General features: G+C 74.5%; 16 protein-coding genes. 12 read left to right on the top strand and 4 right to left on the bottom strand.

Annotated elements, in window-relative coordinates; all coding sequences use genetic code 11:
• Window positions 1–2: 2 nt before the first annotated feature.
• Window positions 3–2,006: a VWA domain-containing protein gene (locus AC0IVP_RS19255; RefSeq protein WP_471758671.1), complete on the bottom strand. Its 2,004-nt coding sequence runs from the start codon at window positions 2,004–2,006 to the stop codon at window positions 3–5.
• Between the two features lies 1 nt (window position 2,007).
• Window positions 2,008–3,474: a sigma 54-interacting transcriptional regulator gene (locus tag AC0IVP_RS19250; protein WP_056294695.1), complete on the bottom strand. Its 1,467-nt coding sequence runs from the start codon at window positions 3,472–3,474 to the stop codon at window positions 2,008–2,010.
• 72 nt (window positions 3,475–3,546) lie between these two features.
• On the opposite strand from AC0IVP_RS19250, the gene ilvA reads away from it, so the two are divergent.
• From ilvA to AC0IVP_RS19230, 4 genes are all read left to right on the top strand, one after another.
• Entirely contained in the window at window positions 3,547–4,809 is a 1,263-nt protein-coding gene (gene ilvA / locus AC0IVP_RS19245; protein ID WP_471758669.1) for a threonine ammonia-lyase, read from the top strand.
• An 80-nt stretch (window positions 4,810–4,889) separates the two neighbouring features.
• Complete coding sequence (locus AC0IVP_RS19240; protein WP_056294692.1) at window positions 4,890–5,906, top strand: ATP-binding cassette domain-containing protein; 1,017 nt, start codon at window positions 4,890–4,892, stop codon at window positions 5,904–5,906.
• Window positions 5,903–6,709, top strand: a complete 807-nt coding sequence (locus tag AC0IVP_RS19235; RefSeq protein ID WP_471758667.1) for an ABC transporter permease — start codon at window positions 5,903–5,905, stop codon at window positions 6,707–6,709. Before AC0IVP_RS19240 ends, AC0IVP_RS19235 begins: the two co-directional genes overlap by 4 nt.
• 71 nt (window positions 6,710–6,780) lie before the next feature.
• Complete coding sequence (locus AC0IVP_RS19230) at window positions 6,781–8,871, top strand: M3 family metallopeptidase (RefSeq protein ID WP_471758665.1); 2,091 nt, start codon at window positions 6,781–6,783, stop codon at window positions 8,869–8,871.
• 18 nt (window positions 8,872–8,889) lie between these two features.
• On the opposite strand, the gene AC0IVP_RS19225 is transcribed toward AC0IVP_RS19230, so the two are convergent.
• Together AC0IVP_RS19225 and greA are read right to left on the bottom strand one after the other, a co-directional pair.
• Window positions 8,890–9,303 carry an RNHCP domain-containing protein gene (locus tag AC0IVP_RS19225; protein ID WP_471758663.1) on the bottom strand — a complete coding sequence of 138 codons (414 nt, stop codon included), beginning with the start codon at window positions 9,301–9,303 and terminating at the stop codon, window positions 8,890–8,892.
• Window positions 9,304–9,308: 5 nt separating this feature from the next.
• Entirely contained in the window at window positions 9,309–9,812 is a 504-nt protein-coding gene (gene greA / locus AC0IVP_RS19220; RefSeq protein ID WP_056292954.1) for a transcription elongation factor GreA, read from the bottom strand.
• 172 nt (window positions 9,813–9,984) lie between these two features.
• Here greA and mca point away from each other — a divergent pair, with 172 nt between their 5' ends.
• From mca to AC0IVP_RS19180, 8 genes are all read left to right on the top strand, one after another.
• Window positions 9,985–10,872: a mycothiol conjugate amidase Mca gene (gene mca / locus AC0IVP_RS19215; protein WP_056292952.1), complete on the top strand. Its 888-nt coding sequence runs from the start codon at window positions 9,985–9,987 to the stop codon at window positions 10,870–10,872.
• A complete protein-coding gene (locus AC0IVP_RS19210) occupies window positions 10,869–11,192 on the top strand; it encodes a hypothetical protein (RefSeq protein ID WP_056292942.1) in 324 nt (107 codons plus the stop codon). The genes mca and AC0IVP_RS19210 overlap by 4 nt, the downstream gene beginning before the upstream one ends.
• A 33-nt stretch (window positions 11,193–11,225) precedes the next feature.
• On the top strand, window positions 11,226–11,762 hold the full coding sequence (locus tag AC0IVP_RS19205; RefSeq protein WP_471758661.1) for a phosphate-starvation-inducible PsiE family protein: 537 nt from the start codon (window positions 11,226–11,228) through the stop codon (window positions 11,760–11,762).
• A gap of 99 nt (window positions 11,763–11,861) precedes the next feature.
• Window positions 11,862–12,488 (top strand): hypothetical protein, encoded by a 627-nt coding sequence (locus tag AC0IVP_RS19200; RefSeq protein WP_056292940.1) that lies wholly within the window; start codon window positions 11,862–11,864, stop codon window positions 12,486–12,488.
• A 29-nt stretch (window positions 12,489–12,517) separates the two neighbouring features.
• Window positions 12,518–13,174, top strand: coding sequence for a maleylpyruvate isomerase N-terminal domain-containing protein (locus AC0IVP_RS19195; protein WP_471758659.1), 657 nt, complete (start codon window positions 12,518–12,520; stop codon window positions 13,172–13,174).
• Window positions 13,175–13,202: 28 nt separating this feature from the next.
• Complete coding sequence (locus AC0IVP_RS19190) at window positions 13,203–14,459, top strand: geranylgeranyl reductase family protein (protein WP_056292936.1); 1,257 nt, start codon at window positions 13,203–13,205, stop codon at window positions 14,457–14,459.
• Window positions 14,460–14,556: 97 nt separating this feature from the next.
• A complete protein-coding gene (locus tag AC0IVP_RS19185) occupies window positions 14,557–14,892 on the top strand; it encodes a PadR family transcriptional regulator (RefSeq protein ID WP_056292934.1) in 336 nt (111 codons plus the stop codon).
• Window positions 14,889–15,893: hypothetical protein (locus AC0IVP_RS19180; protein ID WP_471758657.1), on the top strand; the 1,005-nt coding region annotated here is incomplete at its 3' end. The genes AC0IVP_RS19185 and AC0IVP_RS19180, both read left to right, overlap by 4 nt.

Raw genomic sequence — 15,893 nt, 5'->3', positions numbered from 1 at the left:
GCTCAGCGGGCCCGGCGGCCCCGCCGTGCCTGCAGGTAGTCCGACACCACGTACTCCCCGAGCCGGTCGCTGTCGGGCATGAAGACCCGCCCGCCCGCGCGGGCGGTGATGTCGTGCACGAAGTGCACCAGGGCCGGCTCGGGGTCCAGTGCGAAGACGTTCATGGTCGCCCCCGACCGGGCCACCCGCTCCACCTCGGCGACGGTCTTGGCGATCGTCTGCGGCATCGGCGGCCAGCAGAAGAACGGCGTCCCGTCGGCCTCCAGGTGCGCGGTCGGTTCGCCGTCGGTGACCACCAGGACCACCGGCTCGGCGTCGTGGTGCCGGGCCAGGAACCGCCGGGCCAGCATCAGCCCGTGCTGCAGGTTGGTGCCCTGCAGGGTGTCCACGCTCAGCTCGGCCAGGGTCTCGGGACGGAGCACCTGCGCGGTCGAGGAGAACCCGATGATCTCGATGGCGTCCTGCGGGAAGCGGGTGGTCACCAGGGAGTGCAGGGCCATCGCGGTGGACTTCGCCGCGCCCCACGTGCCGCGCAGCGCCATCGAGTAGGACAGGTCGACCAGCAGCGCGACCGCGGCCCCGGTGCGGCGCTCCGTCTCGACCACCTCGAAGTCCTCGACACCGATCCGCACCGCCCGCTGGTCCTCGGGCCGGGGCGTGCCGGCGGTCCGCAGCACGGCGTTGCGGACGGTCTTGACCACGTCGAGGGGCTGCTCGTCGCCGAACCGCCACTCCCGGGAGGCGCCGGTCAGCTCGCCGTTGGCCCCGGCGTCAGCCACGTCGTGGTCGCCCCGGCCGGAGGCGTCCAGCTGGGCGAACACCCGGCGCAGCGCCGTGGCGCCCAGCCGGCGGACCGCCTTGGGGGAGAGCTCCAGCTTCCCCTCGGTGCGGGTCAGGTGGCCCTGCCGCTCCAGCTCGCGCTCCATCTGGCGCAGTGCGGCCAGGTCGTCGACGGCGGGCCGGCCCAGCGCTTGCTCCAGCAGCTCCTCGTCGACGTCGGCCAGGCTGGCGCCGCTGTAGCCCTGGGAGAGCTGGTTGCTCAGTGCCTCGAGGTCGGCCAGCTCGGCCACCGCGGTGGTCGCGTCGCCCATCCCCAGACCCTGCTCGCCGTCGGGGACCTGCCCGCGCTGGCCCCACGGGAGGTCCGGCCGGGCCTGGCGCAGCGCGTCGTTCAGGTGGGCCATCTCGCTGGCCAGGCCCATGTCCTGCATGGCCTGGCCCATCAGGTCGCCCAGCTCGGCGCGCTGCTCGGGCGAGAGCCCGGCCATCATCCGCTCCTGCGCGGCCGCCCGGCGGGCCAGGGAGTCGACCAGCTCGTCGACGGTCTGCGGGTCGTCGGGGAAGAACTGCCCGTGCTTCCCCATGAAGTCCGCGAACTGCTGGTCGGTGTCCTCGCCGCGGTTGTGCGCGTCCAGGAGCGTCGACAGGTCCGCGACCATGTCCTTGACGGCGGCGGTGCCGTCCTCGCCCGCGGCGTTCATCTGCTGCAGGGCGGACTTCATGTGCTGGAACTGGCTGTCCAGCACCTCCTTCTGCAGCAGCTCCTGGATCTGCCGGTAGGCCTCGCCGGCCTCCGGCGAGCGCCACTGCTTGTCCTTGAGGGCCCGGACGGCGCCGGCGGTGTCCTCGGGCAGCGCGTCCAGCTCGGCCTCGGCCAGCCGGGCGGCGTCGTCCGGGTCGGGGAACAGCTCCCGCCGCTCGGCCTCCAGGGCGCGGTCCAGCAGCTCGCGGACCTCCTCCAGCGTCCCGTCCATCCGGCCGGCCTGCCTGGCCTGCCTCAACCGGTCGCGCACGGACCGGCGCAGGTCGTCCAGTCCCCGGCGGCCGTCCAGCCCCCGGCGCAGCAGGTCCCGCATCGCCTCGCGGACGCTGCTGCCGGCCAGCACCTGGTCGCCGATCTCGTCCACGGCGCTGCCCAGGTCGTAGGGCGGCGCCAGCGGGTCCGGCCCGCCGCGCCAGCGGCCGTACCGGTACCCGCGCGGCCCGCGTGCTCGTCCGCCGGTCATCTCAGGACCCGTAGACCGTGCGGTTGCCGTCGGTGTCCTTGGCCAGCCGGCGGGTCAGCCACAGGCCCTCGAGGGCGAACTCGACGGCGGCCGCGGCCTGCTCGGCGGACTCCTCGCCCTCGGGGACGCCGAGGCGGCCCAGCAGCTGGGCCAGGTTCGGGACGGTGCCCACCTGGCCCATCAGCTCCGGTGCGGACACCAGGTCGCCGGACTCGACGACCTCTCCGCCGGTGAAGTGCTCCTGCAGACCGGTGAGGTCCAGCCCGCCGCAGCGGGCCCGGAAGGTCTGCGCGGTGGCCTGCCGGAGCAGGTGCTCGAGCACCTCGAGCTCGCGCTCGTCCTCCGGGTCGCTGCTGGCGTCGGCGAACTCGACCTTCCCGCGGCTGGCCGGGACGACGCAGGGCAGGTCGACGACCCGGGCGACCGGGCGGGTCTCCCCGGCGACGGCGGCCCGCCGGACGGCGGAGGCCGCGATGGTCTCCAGCCCTGCGATGGCGAACCGGGCGCTGACGCCCGAGCGCTGGTCGACCTGGCTGGACTCCCGGACGAGCCGGGTGAACCGGGCCATGATCTCCACCAGGTGCTCGGGCACCAGCGGGGCGTCCAGCCCGGTGCCGGCCAGCCCCCAGGAGGTCTGCGCCTCCTGGTGCAGCAGCCGGATCTCGTCGGCCAGCTCGATCGGGTAGTGGGTGCGCACCTCGGCGCCGAAGCGGTCCTTGAGCGGGGTGATGATCCGCCCGCGGTTGGTGTAGTCCTCGGGGTTGGCGCTGGCGACCAGCAGCAGGTCCAGGGGCAGCCGGACCCGGTAGCCCCGGATCTGGATGTCGCGCTCCTCCAGCACGTTGAGCAGCGCGACCTGGATGCGCTCGGCCAGGTCGGGGAGCTCGTTGATGCTGAACACGCCGCGGTTGGTGCGCGGCACGAGCCCGTAGTGCACGGTCTCCGGGTCGCCCAGGGTGCGGCCCTCGGCGACCTTGATCGGGTCGACGTCGCCGATCAGGTCGCCGACGCTGGTGTCCGGGGTGGCCAGCTTCTCCCCGAAGCGGTCGCTGCGGTGCAGCCAGCCGACCGGGGTGGCGTCGCCGTGCTCGGCGACCTGGCGGGTGCCCCACACGCTGATCGGGGCCAGCGGGTGCTCGTTGAGCTCGCTGCCGACCAGCACCGGGGTCCACTCGTCGAGCAGGCCGACCAGGGTGCGGATGAGGCGGGTCTTGCCCTGCCCGCGCTCACCGAGCAGGACCAGGTCGTGGCCGGCGATCAGGGCGCGCTCGACCTCGGGGACGACCGTGTCCTCGAACCCGACGATGCCGGGGAGGGAGGGCTCGCCGGCGGCGAGCCGGGCGAGCAGGTTGGCGCGGATCTCGGCCTTGACGCCGACGGGGGTGGCCCCGGTGGCGCGGAGCTCCCCGAGAGTGGTGGGGGCAGGGGCGTCGTGCAGTGCGGCTGGGGAGTGCGAGGCGGCGTCCACCTCGTCCACGGTACGACGGGGGTGTGACATCCGGGAGGCCTCGCCGGCGGCGGTCCCTGTCAGGATCGGGGCGTGACCGAACCCGCGGTACCCCTGGTGTCCGGCGCCGACGTGGAGTCCGCGGCGCAGCTGCTGGCCGGCGTCGTCCGGCGCACCCCGCTCGAGCACTCCCGGGCGCTGGCCGAACGCGTCGGCGGACCGGTGTGGCTCAAGTGCGAGAACCTGCAGCGCACCGGTTCCTTCAAGATCCGTGGCGCGTACACCCGGATCGCCCGGCTCACCGACGCCGAGCGGGCCACCGGGGTCGTGGCTGCCAGCGCCGGCAACCACGCCCAGGGGGTCGCCCTGGCGGCCCGCGAGCTGGGCGCCCAGGCGACGGTCTTCATGCCCGAGACGGCGCCGCTGCCCAAGCTGGCCGCCACCCGCGGCTACGGCGCGACCGTGCACCAGCTCGGCGACTCGCTCACCGAGCCGCTGGCGGCCGCGATCGCCCACGCCCGGGAGACCGGGTCGGTCCTCATCCACCCCTTCGACCACCCCGACGTCATCGCGGGGCAGGGCACGGTCGGCCTCGAGGTGCTCGAGCAGTGCCCGGACGTCGCCACCGTCGTCGTCTGCACCGGTGGGGGTGGGCTGGTGTCGGGCATCGCGGCCGCGGTGAAGGCCCGCCGGCCCGACGTGCGGGTGGTCGCCGTCCAGGCCGCGGCGGCCGCCGCCTTCCCGGCGTCGCTGGCGGCGGGTCGACCGGTGCCGCTGGCGGCGATGACCACGATGGCCGACGGCATCGCGGTGGCGGCCCCCGGCGACCTGACGCTCGCGCACGTCGCCGGCCTGGTCGACGCGGTCGTGACGGTCACGGAGGACCAGCTGTCCCGGGCGCTGCTGTTCTGCCTGGAGCGGGCCAAGCTGGTCGTGGAGCCCGCCGGGGTCGCCGCGGTGGCCGCGGTGCTCGCCGACCCCACGGCCTTCCGGGCGCCCGTCGTGGCCGTCGTGTCCGGCGGCAACATCGACCCGGTGCTGATGCTCAAGGTGGTCCAGCACGGCATGGCCGCGGCCGACCGCTACATGTCGCTGCGGGTCCGGGTCCCCGACCGGCCGGGGTCGTTGGCCGCGCTGCTGCGCGAGCTGGCGTCGGTGTCGGCCAACGTGCTCTCCGTCGAGCACGAGCGGACGACGGCGCGGCTGGACCTGGGTGAGGTGGAGATCGCGGTGGTCCTGGAGACCCGGGGCCCCGACCACGCGCGGGAGGTCCTGGCGGTGCTCCACCGGGCGGGCTACCCGGTCACCGGGGGCGAGCCGATGAGTTCCCCGGTCGCGGACGGTCTCCCCAGCTGAGAGCCGCCCTCCCGGGCGGTCCGGGAGGAGACGGTCGTGCTGGAGCAGTTCTGTCGGACCCCTCGCCTACGGTGCGCGCCATGAGCAGAGGTGGCAGCCAGGACGCGGTGGTCGTCGAGGGCCTGGTCAAGCGGTTCGGGGGGAACACGGCGCTCGACGGCGTCGACCTCGCGGTGCCCGAGGGCACCGTGCTGGGCCTGCTGGGGCCCAACGGCGCCGGGAAGACCACGGTGGTGCGGATCCTGTCGACCCTGCTGCAGGCCGACGGCGGGCGGGCCACGGTCGCCGGGCTCGACGTGGCCACGCAGGCCGACCAGGTCCGCGGCGTCATCGGCCTCACCGGCCAGTACGCCGCGGTCGACGAGTACCTGACCGGGGTGGAGAACCTGGAGATGGTCGGCCGGCTCTACCGGCTGGGCAAGAAGGAGGCCCGCTCGCGGGCGGTGGACCTGCTGGACCGCTTCGACCTCAGCGACGCCGCGCGCCGCCCGGCCAAGACGTACTCCGGCGGGATGCGCCGACGGCTGGACATCGCCGCCTCGCTGATCGCCCGGCCGCGGGTGCTCTTCCTCGACGAGCCGACCACCGGGCTGGACCCGCGCAGCCGGCTGGGCATGTGGGAGTTCATCGCCGACCTGGTCAGCGACGGCACGACCATCCTGCTGACCACCCAGTACCTGGAGGAGGCCGACCGGCTCGCCGACGCGATGGTGGTCATCGACCGGGGCCGGGTCATCGCCCGGGGCACCGCCGACGAGCTCAAGGCCCAGGTCGGCGGGGAGCGGCTCGAGCTCACCGTCGGGTCGGTCCCCGAGCTGGCCCGGGCCACGGAGGAACTGCGGTCCCTCGCGCTGGACGAGCCCCGCAGCGACGAGCAGACCCGCCGGCTGACCCTCCCGGTCAGCGGGGGAGCGGCCACCCTGGCCGAGGCGCTGCGCCGGCTGGAGCAGGCCGGGGTCACCCTGCTCGACGTCGGGCTGCGACGCCCCGACCTCGACGACGTCTTCCTCACCCTCACCGGCCGTCCCGCCGAGGACGCCGCGCCCTCCGGCGATGGTGCGTCGACCCCCGCCCGCACCGAGGAGACCGTCCGATGAGCGCGTTGACGAACACCGTCTCCGACAGCCTGGTCATCACCCGGCGCAACCTGATCAAGGTCAAGCGGGTGCCCGACCTGATCGTCTTCGCGACCCTGTCGCCGATCATGTTCGTGCTGCTGTTCCGCTACGTCTTCGGCGGCGCGATCAACCTGCCCGACGGCATCACCTACGCGGAGTTCCTGCTGCCCGGCATCTTCGCCCAGACGGTCGTCTTCGGCTCCACGACCACCGGTGCCAGCATCGCCGAGGACCTGCAGAAGGGCCTCATCGACCGGTTCCGCTCGCTGCCGATGTCCCGCTCGGCGGTGCTGATCGGCCGCACCGTCGCCGACCTGGGTCTCAACGCGATCTCCATCGTGGTCATGGCGCTGACCGGGCTGCTCGTCGGCTGGCGGATCAACAGCTCGGTGCCCGAGGCGATCGGCGGGTTCCTCATCCTGCTGATCTTCGCCTTCGCGGTGAGCTGGATGATGGCGCTGGTCGGGCTGCTGGTCCGCACCCCCGAGGTGGTCAACAACGCCAGCTTCATCGTGATCTTCCCGCTGACGTTCGTGGCCAACACCTTCGTGCCGCTGGAGAGCTTCCCCTCGGTGCTGCGCACCTTCGCCGAGTGGAACCCGGTCTCCACCGTCGTGCAGGCGGCGCGCAACCTGTTCGGCAACCAGCCCGACAGCGTGCCGGTGGCCGACGCCTGGTCGCTGCAGAACCCGGTGCTCTACACGCTGATCTGGGCGGCGGTGATCCTCGCGGTCTTCGTGCCGCTGGCGGTCCGGGCGTACCTGGGCACCGCCAAGCGCTGAGGCCGGCCCGGCGGCCGACGCCGGACGCCGACACTGCGGCCGGGGCGGACGCGGGGAGAGGATGGACGGTGATGAGCACCGACCCGTCCTCCACCGCGTCCACCCCGCCGCTGCTGTCCGCGGACAACCCGCTGGCCGAGCCCTCGACGCTGCCCTTCGGCCTGCCGCCCTTCGCCGACACCACCCTCGAGCACTGCCGGGAGGCGCTGCTGTCCGGGATGGCCGAGCAGCGGGTCGAGGTCGACGCGATCACCGCGGCCCCGGGTCCGGCGACCTTCGCCGACACCGTGGTGGCCCTGGAGCGCTCGGGGGAGCTGCTGCACCGGGCGCAGGTGCTCTTCTACGCCCTGGCGTCGTCGAACTCCTCCGAGCGGCTGCGTGAGATCGAACGCGAGATCGCCCCGCTGGCCGCCGCGCACGCCGACGCGCTCCGGCTCGACCCGGCGCTGTTCGCCCGCATCGACGAGGTGCACACGGCCGTGCAGGCCGGGGAGCACGGCCTGGACGAGGAGTCGGTGCGGCTGGTCGAGCGGTACCACCTGGACTTCGTGCTGGCCGGCGCCCAGCTCGACGAGGCCGGCCGGGACGAGCTGCGGGCGCTGAACCTGCGGCTGTCGGAGCTGTCGACCGCGTTCGGGCAGAACCTGGTGGTGGCCACCGAGGCCGCCGCCGTCCTGGTCACCGACCGGGCCGAGCTCGCCGGCCTCAGCGACGCCGAGGTCGAGGCCGCCGCCGGTGCGGCCACCGAGCGCGGCCACGCCGAGGGGTGGCTGATCACGCTGGTGCTGCCCAGCGGCCAGCCGGTGCTGGCCAAGCTGCACGACCGGGGCCTGCGCCGCCGGGTGCACGAGGCATCGGTGGGCCGGGCCTCCTCCGGCGAGCAGGACAACGGCCCGGTCGCCGCCGAGATCGCGCACCTGCGCGCCGTCCGGGCCCGGCTGCTGGGCTTCCCCACCCACGCCGACCTGGTGGCCGCCGACCAGACCGCGAAGACCTCGGCGGCCGTCGACGAGCTGCTGGCCACCCTGGTGCCGCCCTCGGTGGCCAACGCCCGCGCCGAGGGCGAGGTGCTCGCGGAGCTGGCCGCGGCCGACGGCGTCGAGCTGGCCGCCTGGGACTGGGCGTACTACTCCGAGCGGGTCCGGTCCCAGCGCTACGCCGTCGACAGTGCGGCCCTGCGCCCCTGGTTCGAACTCGACCGGGTGCTCGTCGACGGCGTCTTCCACGCCGCCCGGCTGCTCTACGGCTACACCTTCACCCCGCGCAGCGACCTGGCCGGCTACCACCCCGACGTCCGCGTCTGGGAGGTCACCGACGCCGCCGGTGAGCCGGTGGGGCTGTACCTGGGCGACTGGTTCGCCCGGGACGGCAAGCGCGGTGGGGCCTGGATGAGCTCGTTCGTCTCCCAGTCGCGGCTGCTGGAGACCCGGCCGGTGGTCTTCAACGTCCTCAACGTCACCCGGGCCGCGGGCGGTGCGCCCACGCTGCTGACCCTGGACGAGGTGACCACGCTCTTCCACGAGTTCGGCCACGCGCTGCACGGGCTGTCCTCCGCGGTCACCTACCCGCGGTTCTCCGGCACCAGCGTGCCCCGGGACTTCGTCGAGTTCCCCAGCCAGGTCAACGAGATGTGGGCGCTGTGGCCCGAGGTGCTGGCCCACTACGCCAAGCACACCGAGACCGGGGAGCCGCTGGGCGCCGACGTCGTCGCGGCCATCGAGGCGGCCGCGCTGTGGGGCGAGGGCCACGGCACCCTGGAGTACCTGGCCGCCACCCTGCTGGACCAGGCCTGGCACCGGATCGGCCCGGACACCGTGGTCGAGGACCCCATCGCCTTCGAGACCGCCGCCCTCGAGGCCGCCGGGGTGGCCTCGGACCTGGTGCCGCCGCGCTACCGGACGACGTACTTCCAGCACGTCTTCGCCGGGGGCTACGCGGCCGGCTACTACTCCTACATCTGGTCCGAGGTGCTCGACGCGGACACCGTGGAGTGGTTCAAGGCCAACGGCGGTCTCACCCGGGCCAACGGCGACGCCTTCCGCGGGAAGCTGCTGTCCCGTGGCGGGGCGGTGGACCCGCTGGGTGCCTTCCGCGACGTCGTCGGCCGGGACGCCGACACCGGTCCGCTGCTGCGCCGCCGGGGCCTGGCCGCCCCCGCCTGACCGCCCGCGACCAGGGGCTCAGCGCCGCCGCCCGCGACCTCTCGTCGCGGGCGGGGGCTGCTGGTCGGCCATCAGCCCGGCGACGAGGTCCACGTCGTCGGGTGCGGTGCCCTCGACGACGAGTCGGTTGGGCTGGCGGTGGCCGCACGCCGTGCACAGGTGCACCACCTGCCAGCCCTTGCCCGACTTGTCCACCAGGCCGACCGGCTGCATGAGCTGCCGGCAGTCCGACGCGCGGTCGCCGGGCTTGTCGTCCACGTGCAGCGACCACAGGCAGAACGGGCAGTGGTTGCGGTAGTGCCCGTCGGTGTTGGCCGGGACCAGCACCTGGCAGTGGCCGCAGACGAAGTCGGTGTTCTCCGCCCGCCGGGAGCGACCCCGGGGGGCGGAGGACACCGGTCCGCCGTCGAGGGCGGTGTCGTGCTCGGTCACGCGACTCAGGGGACGAACGGCTCGACCGCGAGGACCTTCACCGAGATGTCCTTGCCGTTGGGTGCCTGGTACGTGACGGTGCTGCCGGGGGCCGCGCCCATGATCGCGGTGCCCAGCGCCGACTCGGGGGAGTAGACCGAGACGCCGGTGGTGCCGGCGATCTCCCGGGACCCGAGCAGGAACTTCTCGGTGTCGTCCTCGTCGCCGTCGAAGGCGATGGTGATGACGGTGCCCAGCGCGGCGTTGGTCGCCGTCTTGGGGGCGTCCCCGACGCGGGCCTTGCGCAGCAGGTCGGTCAGCTGGCGGATCCGGCCCTCCTGCTTGCCCTGCTCGTCCTTGGCGGCGTGGTAGCCGCCGTTCTCCTTGAGGTCGCCCTCCTCGCGGCGGGCGTTGATCTCCGCGGACATGGCCGGCCGGCCGGCCACCAGTGCGTCCAGCTCGCCCTTGAGGCGGTCGTGGGCCTCCTGGGTCAGCCAGACGCCCTGGTCCTGCTCGTCAGTGGTCGACACGATGTGACGGCTCCTGTGACTCGAAGAGCCGCCCCCCGATCGGGAGGCGGCTGCGTGATCGTCCAACCTAACACCGGACCGCATCGTCTCGCAGACCCGCCGGGGAGGGCCCCGGGCGGCGCTGTGGCCGGGGTCGCCGCCGTCCGCGCGCGGCTGGTGGGACGATGGACCCGTGACCCAACCGGACCAGCTGCGACTGCTCGCGGTGCACGCCCACCCCGACGACGAGTCGAGCAAGGGCGCCGCGACCATGGCCAAGTACGTCGCCGAGGGCGTGGACGTCCTCGTGGCCACCTGCACCGGCGGTGAGCGGGGGTCGGTGCTCAACCCCCGGATGGACCGCCCCGAGGTGTGGGAGCGGCTCCCGCAGATCCGCGCGGAGGAGATGGCCGCCGCCCGCGAGGTGCTGGGCGTGCGCCAGGAGTGGCTCGGCTTCGTCGACTCCGGCCTCCCCGAGGGCGACCCGCTGCCCCCGCTGCCCGAGGGCTGCTTCGCCCTCGTCCCGGTCGAGGAGGCCGCGGCCCCGCTGGTCGCGCTGATCCGCCGGTTCAAGCCCCAGGTCGTGACGACGTACGACGAGCGCGGCGGCTACCCGCACCCCGACCACATCAAGACCCACGACATCTCGGTGCACGCCTTCGAGGCGGCCGGCGACCCGGACCGGTACCCCGAGCTGGGGGAGCCCTGGCAGCCCAGCAAGCTCTACTACCAGATGAGCTTCACGCTGCCCCGGACGACGGCGATCCACGAGGCCCTGCTGGCCCGCGGGCTGGAGTCGCCCTACGCCGAGATGCTGGCGAACTGGGACCCGGCGAAGGACATCTCGCACCGGGTCACCACCCGCGTGCCGTGCGGGGAGTACTTCGACGTCCGGGACCGGGCGCTCATCGCGCACGCGACCCAGATCGACCCCGACGGCCGCTGGTTCTCCACCCCGATGGACCTGCAGCGCGAGGTCTGGCCGACCGAGGACTACGAGCTGGCCCGGTCACTGGTCGACAGCCCCACCCCCGAGGACGACCTGTTCGCCGGGATCCGCAGCGAGGTGGGCGTCCGATGACCACCGCCGGTCTGCTGGTCACCGCCGCCCAGGAGCAGCTGCCCGAGGACGTCGGCAAGTCCGGCCCCTTCGGCCTGCTGCTGGTCCTGCTGCTGCTGGTCGCGATCCTGCTGCTGGGCCGCTCCATGGGCAAGCACCTCAAGCGGCTCCCGCGCAGCTTCGACGCCCAGGACGCCCCGGTCGTCGTCCCCGACGACGCCTCGGAGCTGTTCGAGCAGCGACGTCCGGGCGAGGACCTGCTGGACACGTTGCGCCAGGCGCCGCTGGCCATCGAGGCGCCGCGCGCCGACCCCGACGAGGGGTCCGCCACCACCCGCTGAGCGGGCCGCCACGGCGTGGCCCATGATCACGCCGTGGCACACCCCGAGCACAGGGAACGCACAGCCGACCGTCCCGTCCACCCCCCGGGCTTCGGGCGGTTCGGCACGCGGGTCCTCGAGCTGGCCGAGAACGTCGTGTACGCCGGGATCGCGCTGTTCCTGGTGGTCACCGCGCTGGTCCTGCTGGTGCTGGCCGGGAAGACCACCTACGGCCTGCTGGGGGACTTCTCGCAGGCCCCGGTGCTGGAGCTGCTCGACGTCCTGCTGCTGGTCTTCATCGTCGTCGAGCTGCTGTTCGCCGTCCGGACGACGGTGGAGAAGCGCGAGCTGATCGCCGAGCCGTTCCTGCTGGTCGGCATCCTCGCCTCGATCAAGGAGATCGTCGTGCTGTCGGTCGAGGCGGCCAGCAAGGTCGGCACCGACGGCTTCACCGACCGGATCGTGGAGATCGCGGTGCTCGGGGTCCTGGTGCTCCTGCTCGGGGTGACCAGCCTGCTGCTGCGGCGCAAGGAGCGGGAGCCCGACGAGGGCGAGAACGCACCGCCGGACCCGGAGCGCCCCGCCGCCTGACCTCTCGCCCTCGCGTGTTCGCCGTGGGCGGAGCGACCTCGTCCCCCGGGTGGTGATTACGGGATTACAGTGACGCACGTCGGACCTGAGGAGGACCCCGTGCACCCCCACCACCGTTTCCCCCCTGACCCCTTCCGTCGCGGACCCGGCGGCCCCGGCGGCCGAGGCGGGCCCTTCGGCGGCCGTGGCCCCGGCCGCGGCCGGGGCGCAGACGCGCCCCCGCCGCTGGACCGCGCCGAGGTCGCCGGCTGGCTGGCCGGCCGGCTGCCCGACGACTGGTTCGCCGGACCCGTCGAGCTGCAGGTCGACCGCGACGAGATCACCGTCGTCGGCACCGTGCCGACCCCCGACGCCGGCGAGGGCGACCCCGCAGCCGCCGCGGCCGGCCGGATCGCCCGCTTCCGCGAGCAGACCCGCGAGCAGCGCATGGCGATCGCGGACGCCGCCCAGGCCCGGTACGGCCGCGCCGTCGCCTGGGGCGCCGCCTGTGGTGACACCCGGGAGCTGTTCACCACGCTGTCGGTGCCGGTGATGACCCGGCTCCGCCAGCCCGAGCGCCAGGTGCTCGACACCCTCGTCGACGCCGGGGTCGCCCGGTCGCGGTCCGAGGCGCTGGCCTGGTCGGTGAAGCTGGTCGGCGAGCACGTCGAGGACTGGCTCACCGAGCTGCGCACCGCCATGGAGAGCGTCGAGGAGGTCCGCGGCCGCGGTCCCTCGGTGGGCTGAGCCGGGCCGGCGGTGCCAGGGTGGTCGGCGTGACCGACCCCCTGGCACTGCTGCGCCGGGCCTACGGCGACCTCGCCGGGCTCCTCGCCGGGCTGCCCGAGCACGACGCCTGGACCCCGAGCGGGTGCACCGGCTGGACGCTGCTGGACCTCACCCAGCACCTGGTGTACGACGCCCAGCGCGGCCTCGTCGCCCTGTCCACCCCGGAGCCGGGGCCGCCGGACACCGACGCCGTCGGGTACTGGCGCGCCTGGCAGCCCGCACCCGGGGACGACGGGGTCTGGCGCACCCGGGTCGTGGCCAGCGCGGCCGAGGGCTTCGCCGACCTGGTCGGCACCTACACCGCCACCACCCGGGCCGTGCTCGTCGCGGCCGACCGGGTCGACCCCACGGACCTGGTGGGCACCCAGGGGCACGTGCTCACCGTCGCCGACCTGCTCTCCAGCCTCACCGTGGAGACCGCCGTGCACCACCTGGACGCGGTCCACCGCCTGGACCGGGAGGGGCCCGCCTCCGGCCCGCTGGCCGAGGTCCGCCGGGTGCTCGAGGGCCTGCACGGGGGACCGCTGCCCACCGACTGGGACGACGTCATGGCCGCACTGCGGGCCACCGGCCGGGCTCCGCTGACCGCGGGCGACCGGGCTGCCCTGGGGCCCGCCGCGGAGCGTCTCCCGCTCTTCGGCTGACCGTCTGCACACCAGGGACACTGGGCTGGTGAGCACCCCTGAGAGCACCGACGTCCTGGTCGTGGGAGCGGGCCCCGCAGGCTCGGCGGCCGCTGCCTGGGCGGCCCGCGCCGGCCACGACGTGGTGCTCGCCGACGCCGCCGTCTTCCCCCGGGACAAGACCTGCGGGGACGGCCTCACCCCCCGCGCCATCGCCGAGCTCGACCACCTGGGACTGGGTGACTGGGTGCGGTCGCACGGCCGCAACCGGGGGCTGCGGGCGGCGGGCTTCGGCCAGGAGCTGCTGCTGCCCTGGCCCGGCGGGTCGCTGCCCGACCACGGCGGCGCGGTGCCGCGCACCGAGCTCGACGCCCGGATCCGGCAGGTCGCCCTGGACGACGGCGCCACCGGGCTGGAGGGTGCCCGCGCCGTCGACGTCACCCGGGACGGCGACCGGGTCGCCGCCGTGGACTTCACCCGCGAGGACGGCTCCACCACCACCGTGCGCTGCCGGAAGCTGGTCGTCGCCGACGGGGTGCGCTCCCCGCTGGGCCGGGTGCTGGGCCGGGAGTGGCACCGGGAGACCGCCTACGGCGTGGCCGCCCGCGGCTACGTGACCAGCGGCCGCAGCGACGACGAGTGGATCTCCAGCCACCTCGAGCTGCGCGGCACCGAGGGCGAGCTGCTGTCGGGTTACGGCTGGGTCTTCCCGCTGTCCGACGGCGAGGTCAACATCGGCGTCGGGACGCTGGCCACCGCCAAGCGGCCGGCGGGGGTGCAGCTCAAGCCGCTGCTGGACTTCTACGCGCAGGCCCGCCGGGAGGAGTGGGAGCTGACCGGCCCGGTGCGGGCCAAGGCCTCGGCACTGCTGCCGATGGGCGGCGCCGTCTCCGGGGTGGCCGGGCGGAACTGGGCGCTGGTCGGGGACGCGGCGGGGTGCGTGAACCCGCTCAACGGCGAGGGCATCGACTACGGGATGGAGACCGGCCGGACGCTGGCCGGCATGCTCGCCGAGGACGACTGGTCGCTGGCGTGGCCGGCGACGCTGCGGGCCCAGTACGGCGAGGCGTTCTCCATCGCCCGCCGGCTGGCCGGACTGCTGACCGTGCCGCGACTGCTGCCCGCGGCCGGGCCGGTCGGCATGCGGTCGCGGGCGCTGATGACCGTCGCGCTGCGGGTGATGGGCAACCTGGTCACCGAGTCCGACCGGGACGTCGTGGCCCGGGCCTGGCGGCTGGCCGGCCGGCTCTCCGTCCGGCTGGACGACCGCCCGCCGTTCCCGGCGGCGGACCTCCGCACCGCCTGACCAGGTGGCCCCGGCGCGCCGGGTGCCGCCCTGTCCGCGCTAGTGCGGATCGCGCAGTAGTGTGCGGTCCACGCGACGAGGACCGGGAGGTCGGCGGATGGACACCACGCAACTGCTCAAGGGGGTGCTGGACCTCGCGGTCCTGGCCGTCCTGGACGGCGAGGACGGGTACGGCTACGACGTCGTCCGCCGACTGCGCGCCGGGGGACTGGACGACGTCGGCGACGCCTCGGTCTACGGCACCCTGCGCCGGCTCTACGCCGCCGGGCACCTGACCTCCTACGTGGTGCCCTCCGTCGAGGGGCCGCACCGCAAGTACTACGGCCTCAACCCCTCCGGGCGGGCCCAGCTGGAGAGCTCGACCAAGACGTGGTCGGGCTTCGCGGACACGATGGCCGCGCTCCTGGCGCGCCCGACGGAGGTGGCGGCATGAGCACGGCAGCGACGCAGCAGGTGACGGGCGACCCCGAGGTCGCCGCCTACGCCCGGCAGGTCCGGGAGGCCCTGGCCGACGTCCCCCCGGCCCGGCTGGAGGAGCTGCTGGAGGACTTGGAGGAGCACCTCGTCGAGGTGGCCGCCGAGACCTCGGGGCCGCTGAGCGACCGGCTCGGGCCGGCCGCGGAGTACGCCGACGAGCTGCGCCGGGCCGCCGGACTGCCCGAGGTCGCCACCGAGGTGGCCGAGCAGGAGCACTCGGGGTGGCGGGGTGACCTGCGCCGGTACCGGGAGCAGTACGGCGACCACCCGGCCGTCCTGGCGGTGCGCGGCTTCCTCCCCGAGCTGCGACCGGCCTGGTGGGTGGCGCGGGCGTGGGCGGCCGTCGCGGCGGTCGAGTACCTGTTCGTCGGCTCCGTGGGCCTCCCGTTGCCCACCCTGGGCCTGGGGGTGGTGGGCTGGGCCATCACCGTCGCCGCGGTGGTCTGGTCGGTGCGGCTGGGTCTGCGGGCCCGGGCGGCCGCGGGACCGCTGAGCCACCGGGCCGCGTTCGCCGACCTCGCTCTGGCGGTGTGCGCGCTCATCGCGGTGATCGGCCTGAGCGACCGCTCGGGCGACGTCTTCTACCCCGACAGCGTCAGCTACGACAGCGGCCCGACCCCACTGACCCACGAGGACGGCACCCCGATCACCAACATCGTCCCGTACGGCCCGGACGGCGAGCCGCTCACCGGCGTCCTGCTCTACGACCAGGACGGGCGGCCGATCACCAACCTCTCGCCCTACGGCGCCGACGGCTCCGAGGTGACCCAGCTGCCCTCCGCGCTGCCGGACAACGCCTTCCCGCAGGATCAGACGGTGGTGACCTGGGACGAGTACGGCACCCCGGTGACCGCGCAGCGGACGGCACCGACCGTCCCGTCGGCCGCCGTCCCCAGTGCTGCCCCGACCGGGTCGGTCGTCGTCCCCACCCCTGCCATCCCCACCTCGGCCATCCCC

The organism is Klenkia sp. AC732 (assembly GCF_979256525.1).
The sequence above is the reverse complement of the archived record's forward strand: the minus strand, read 5'-3'. Positions and strand labels throughout refer to the sequence as shown.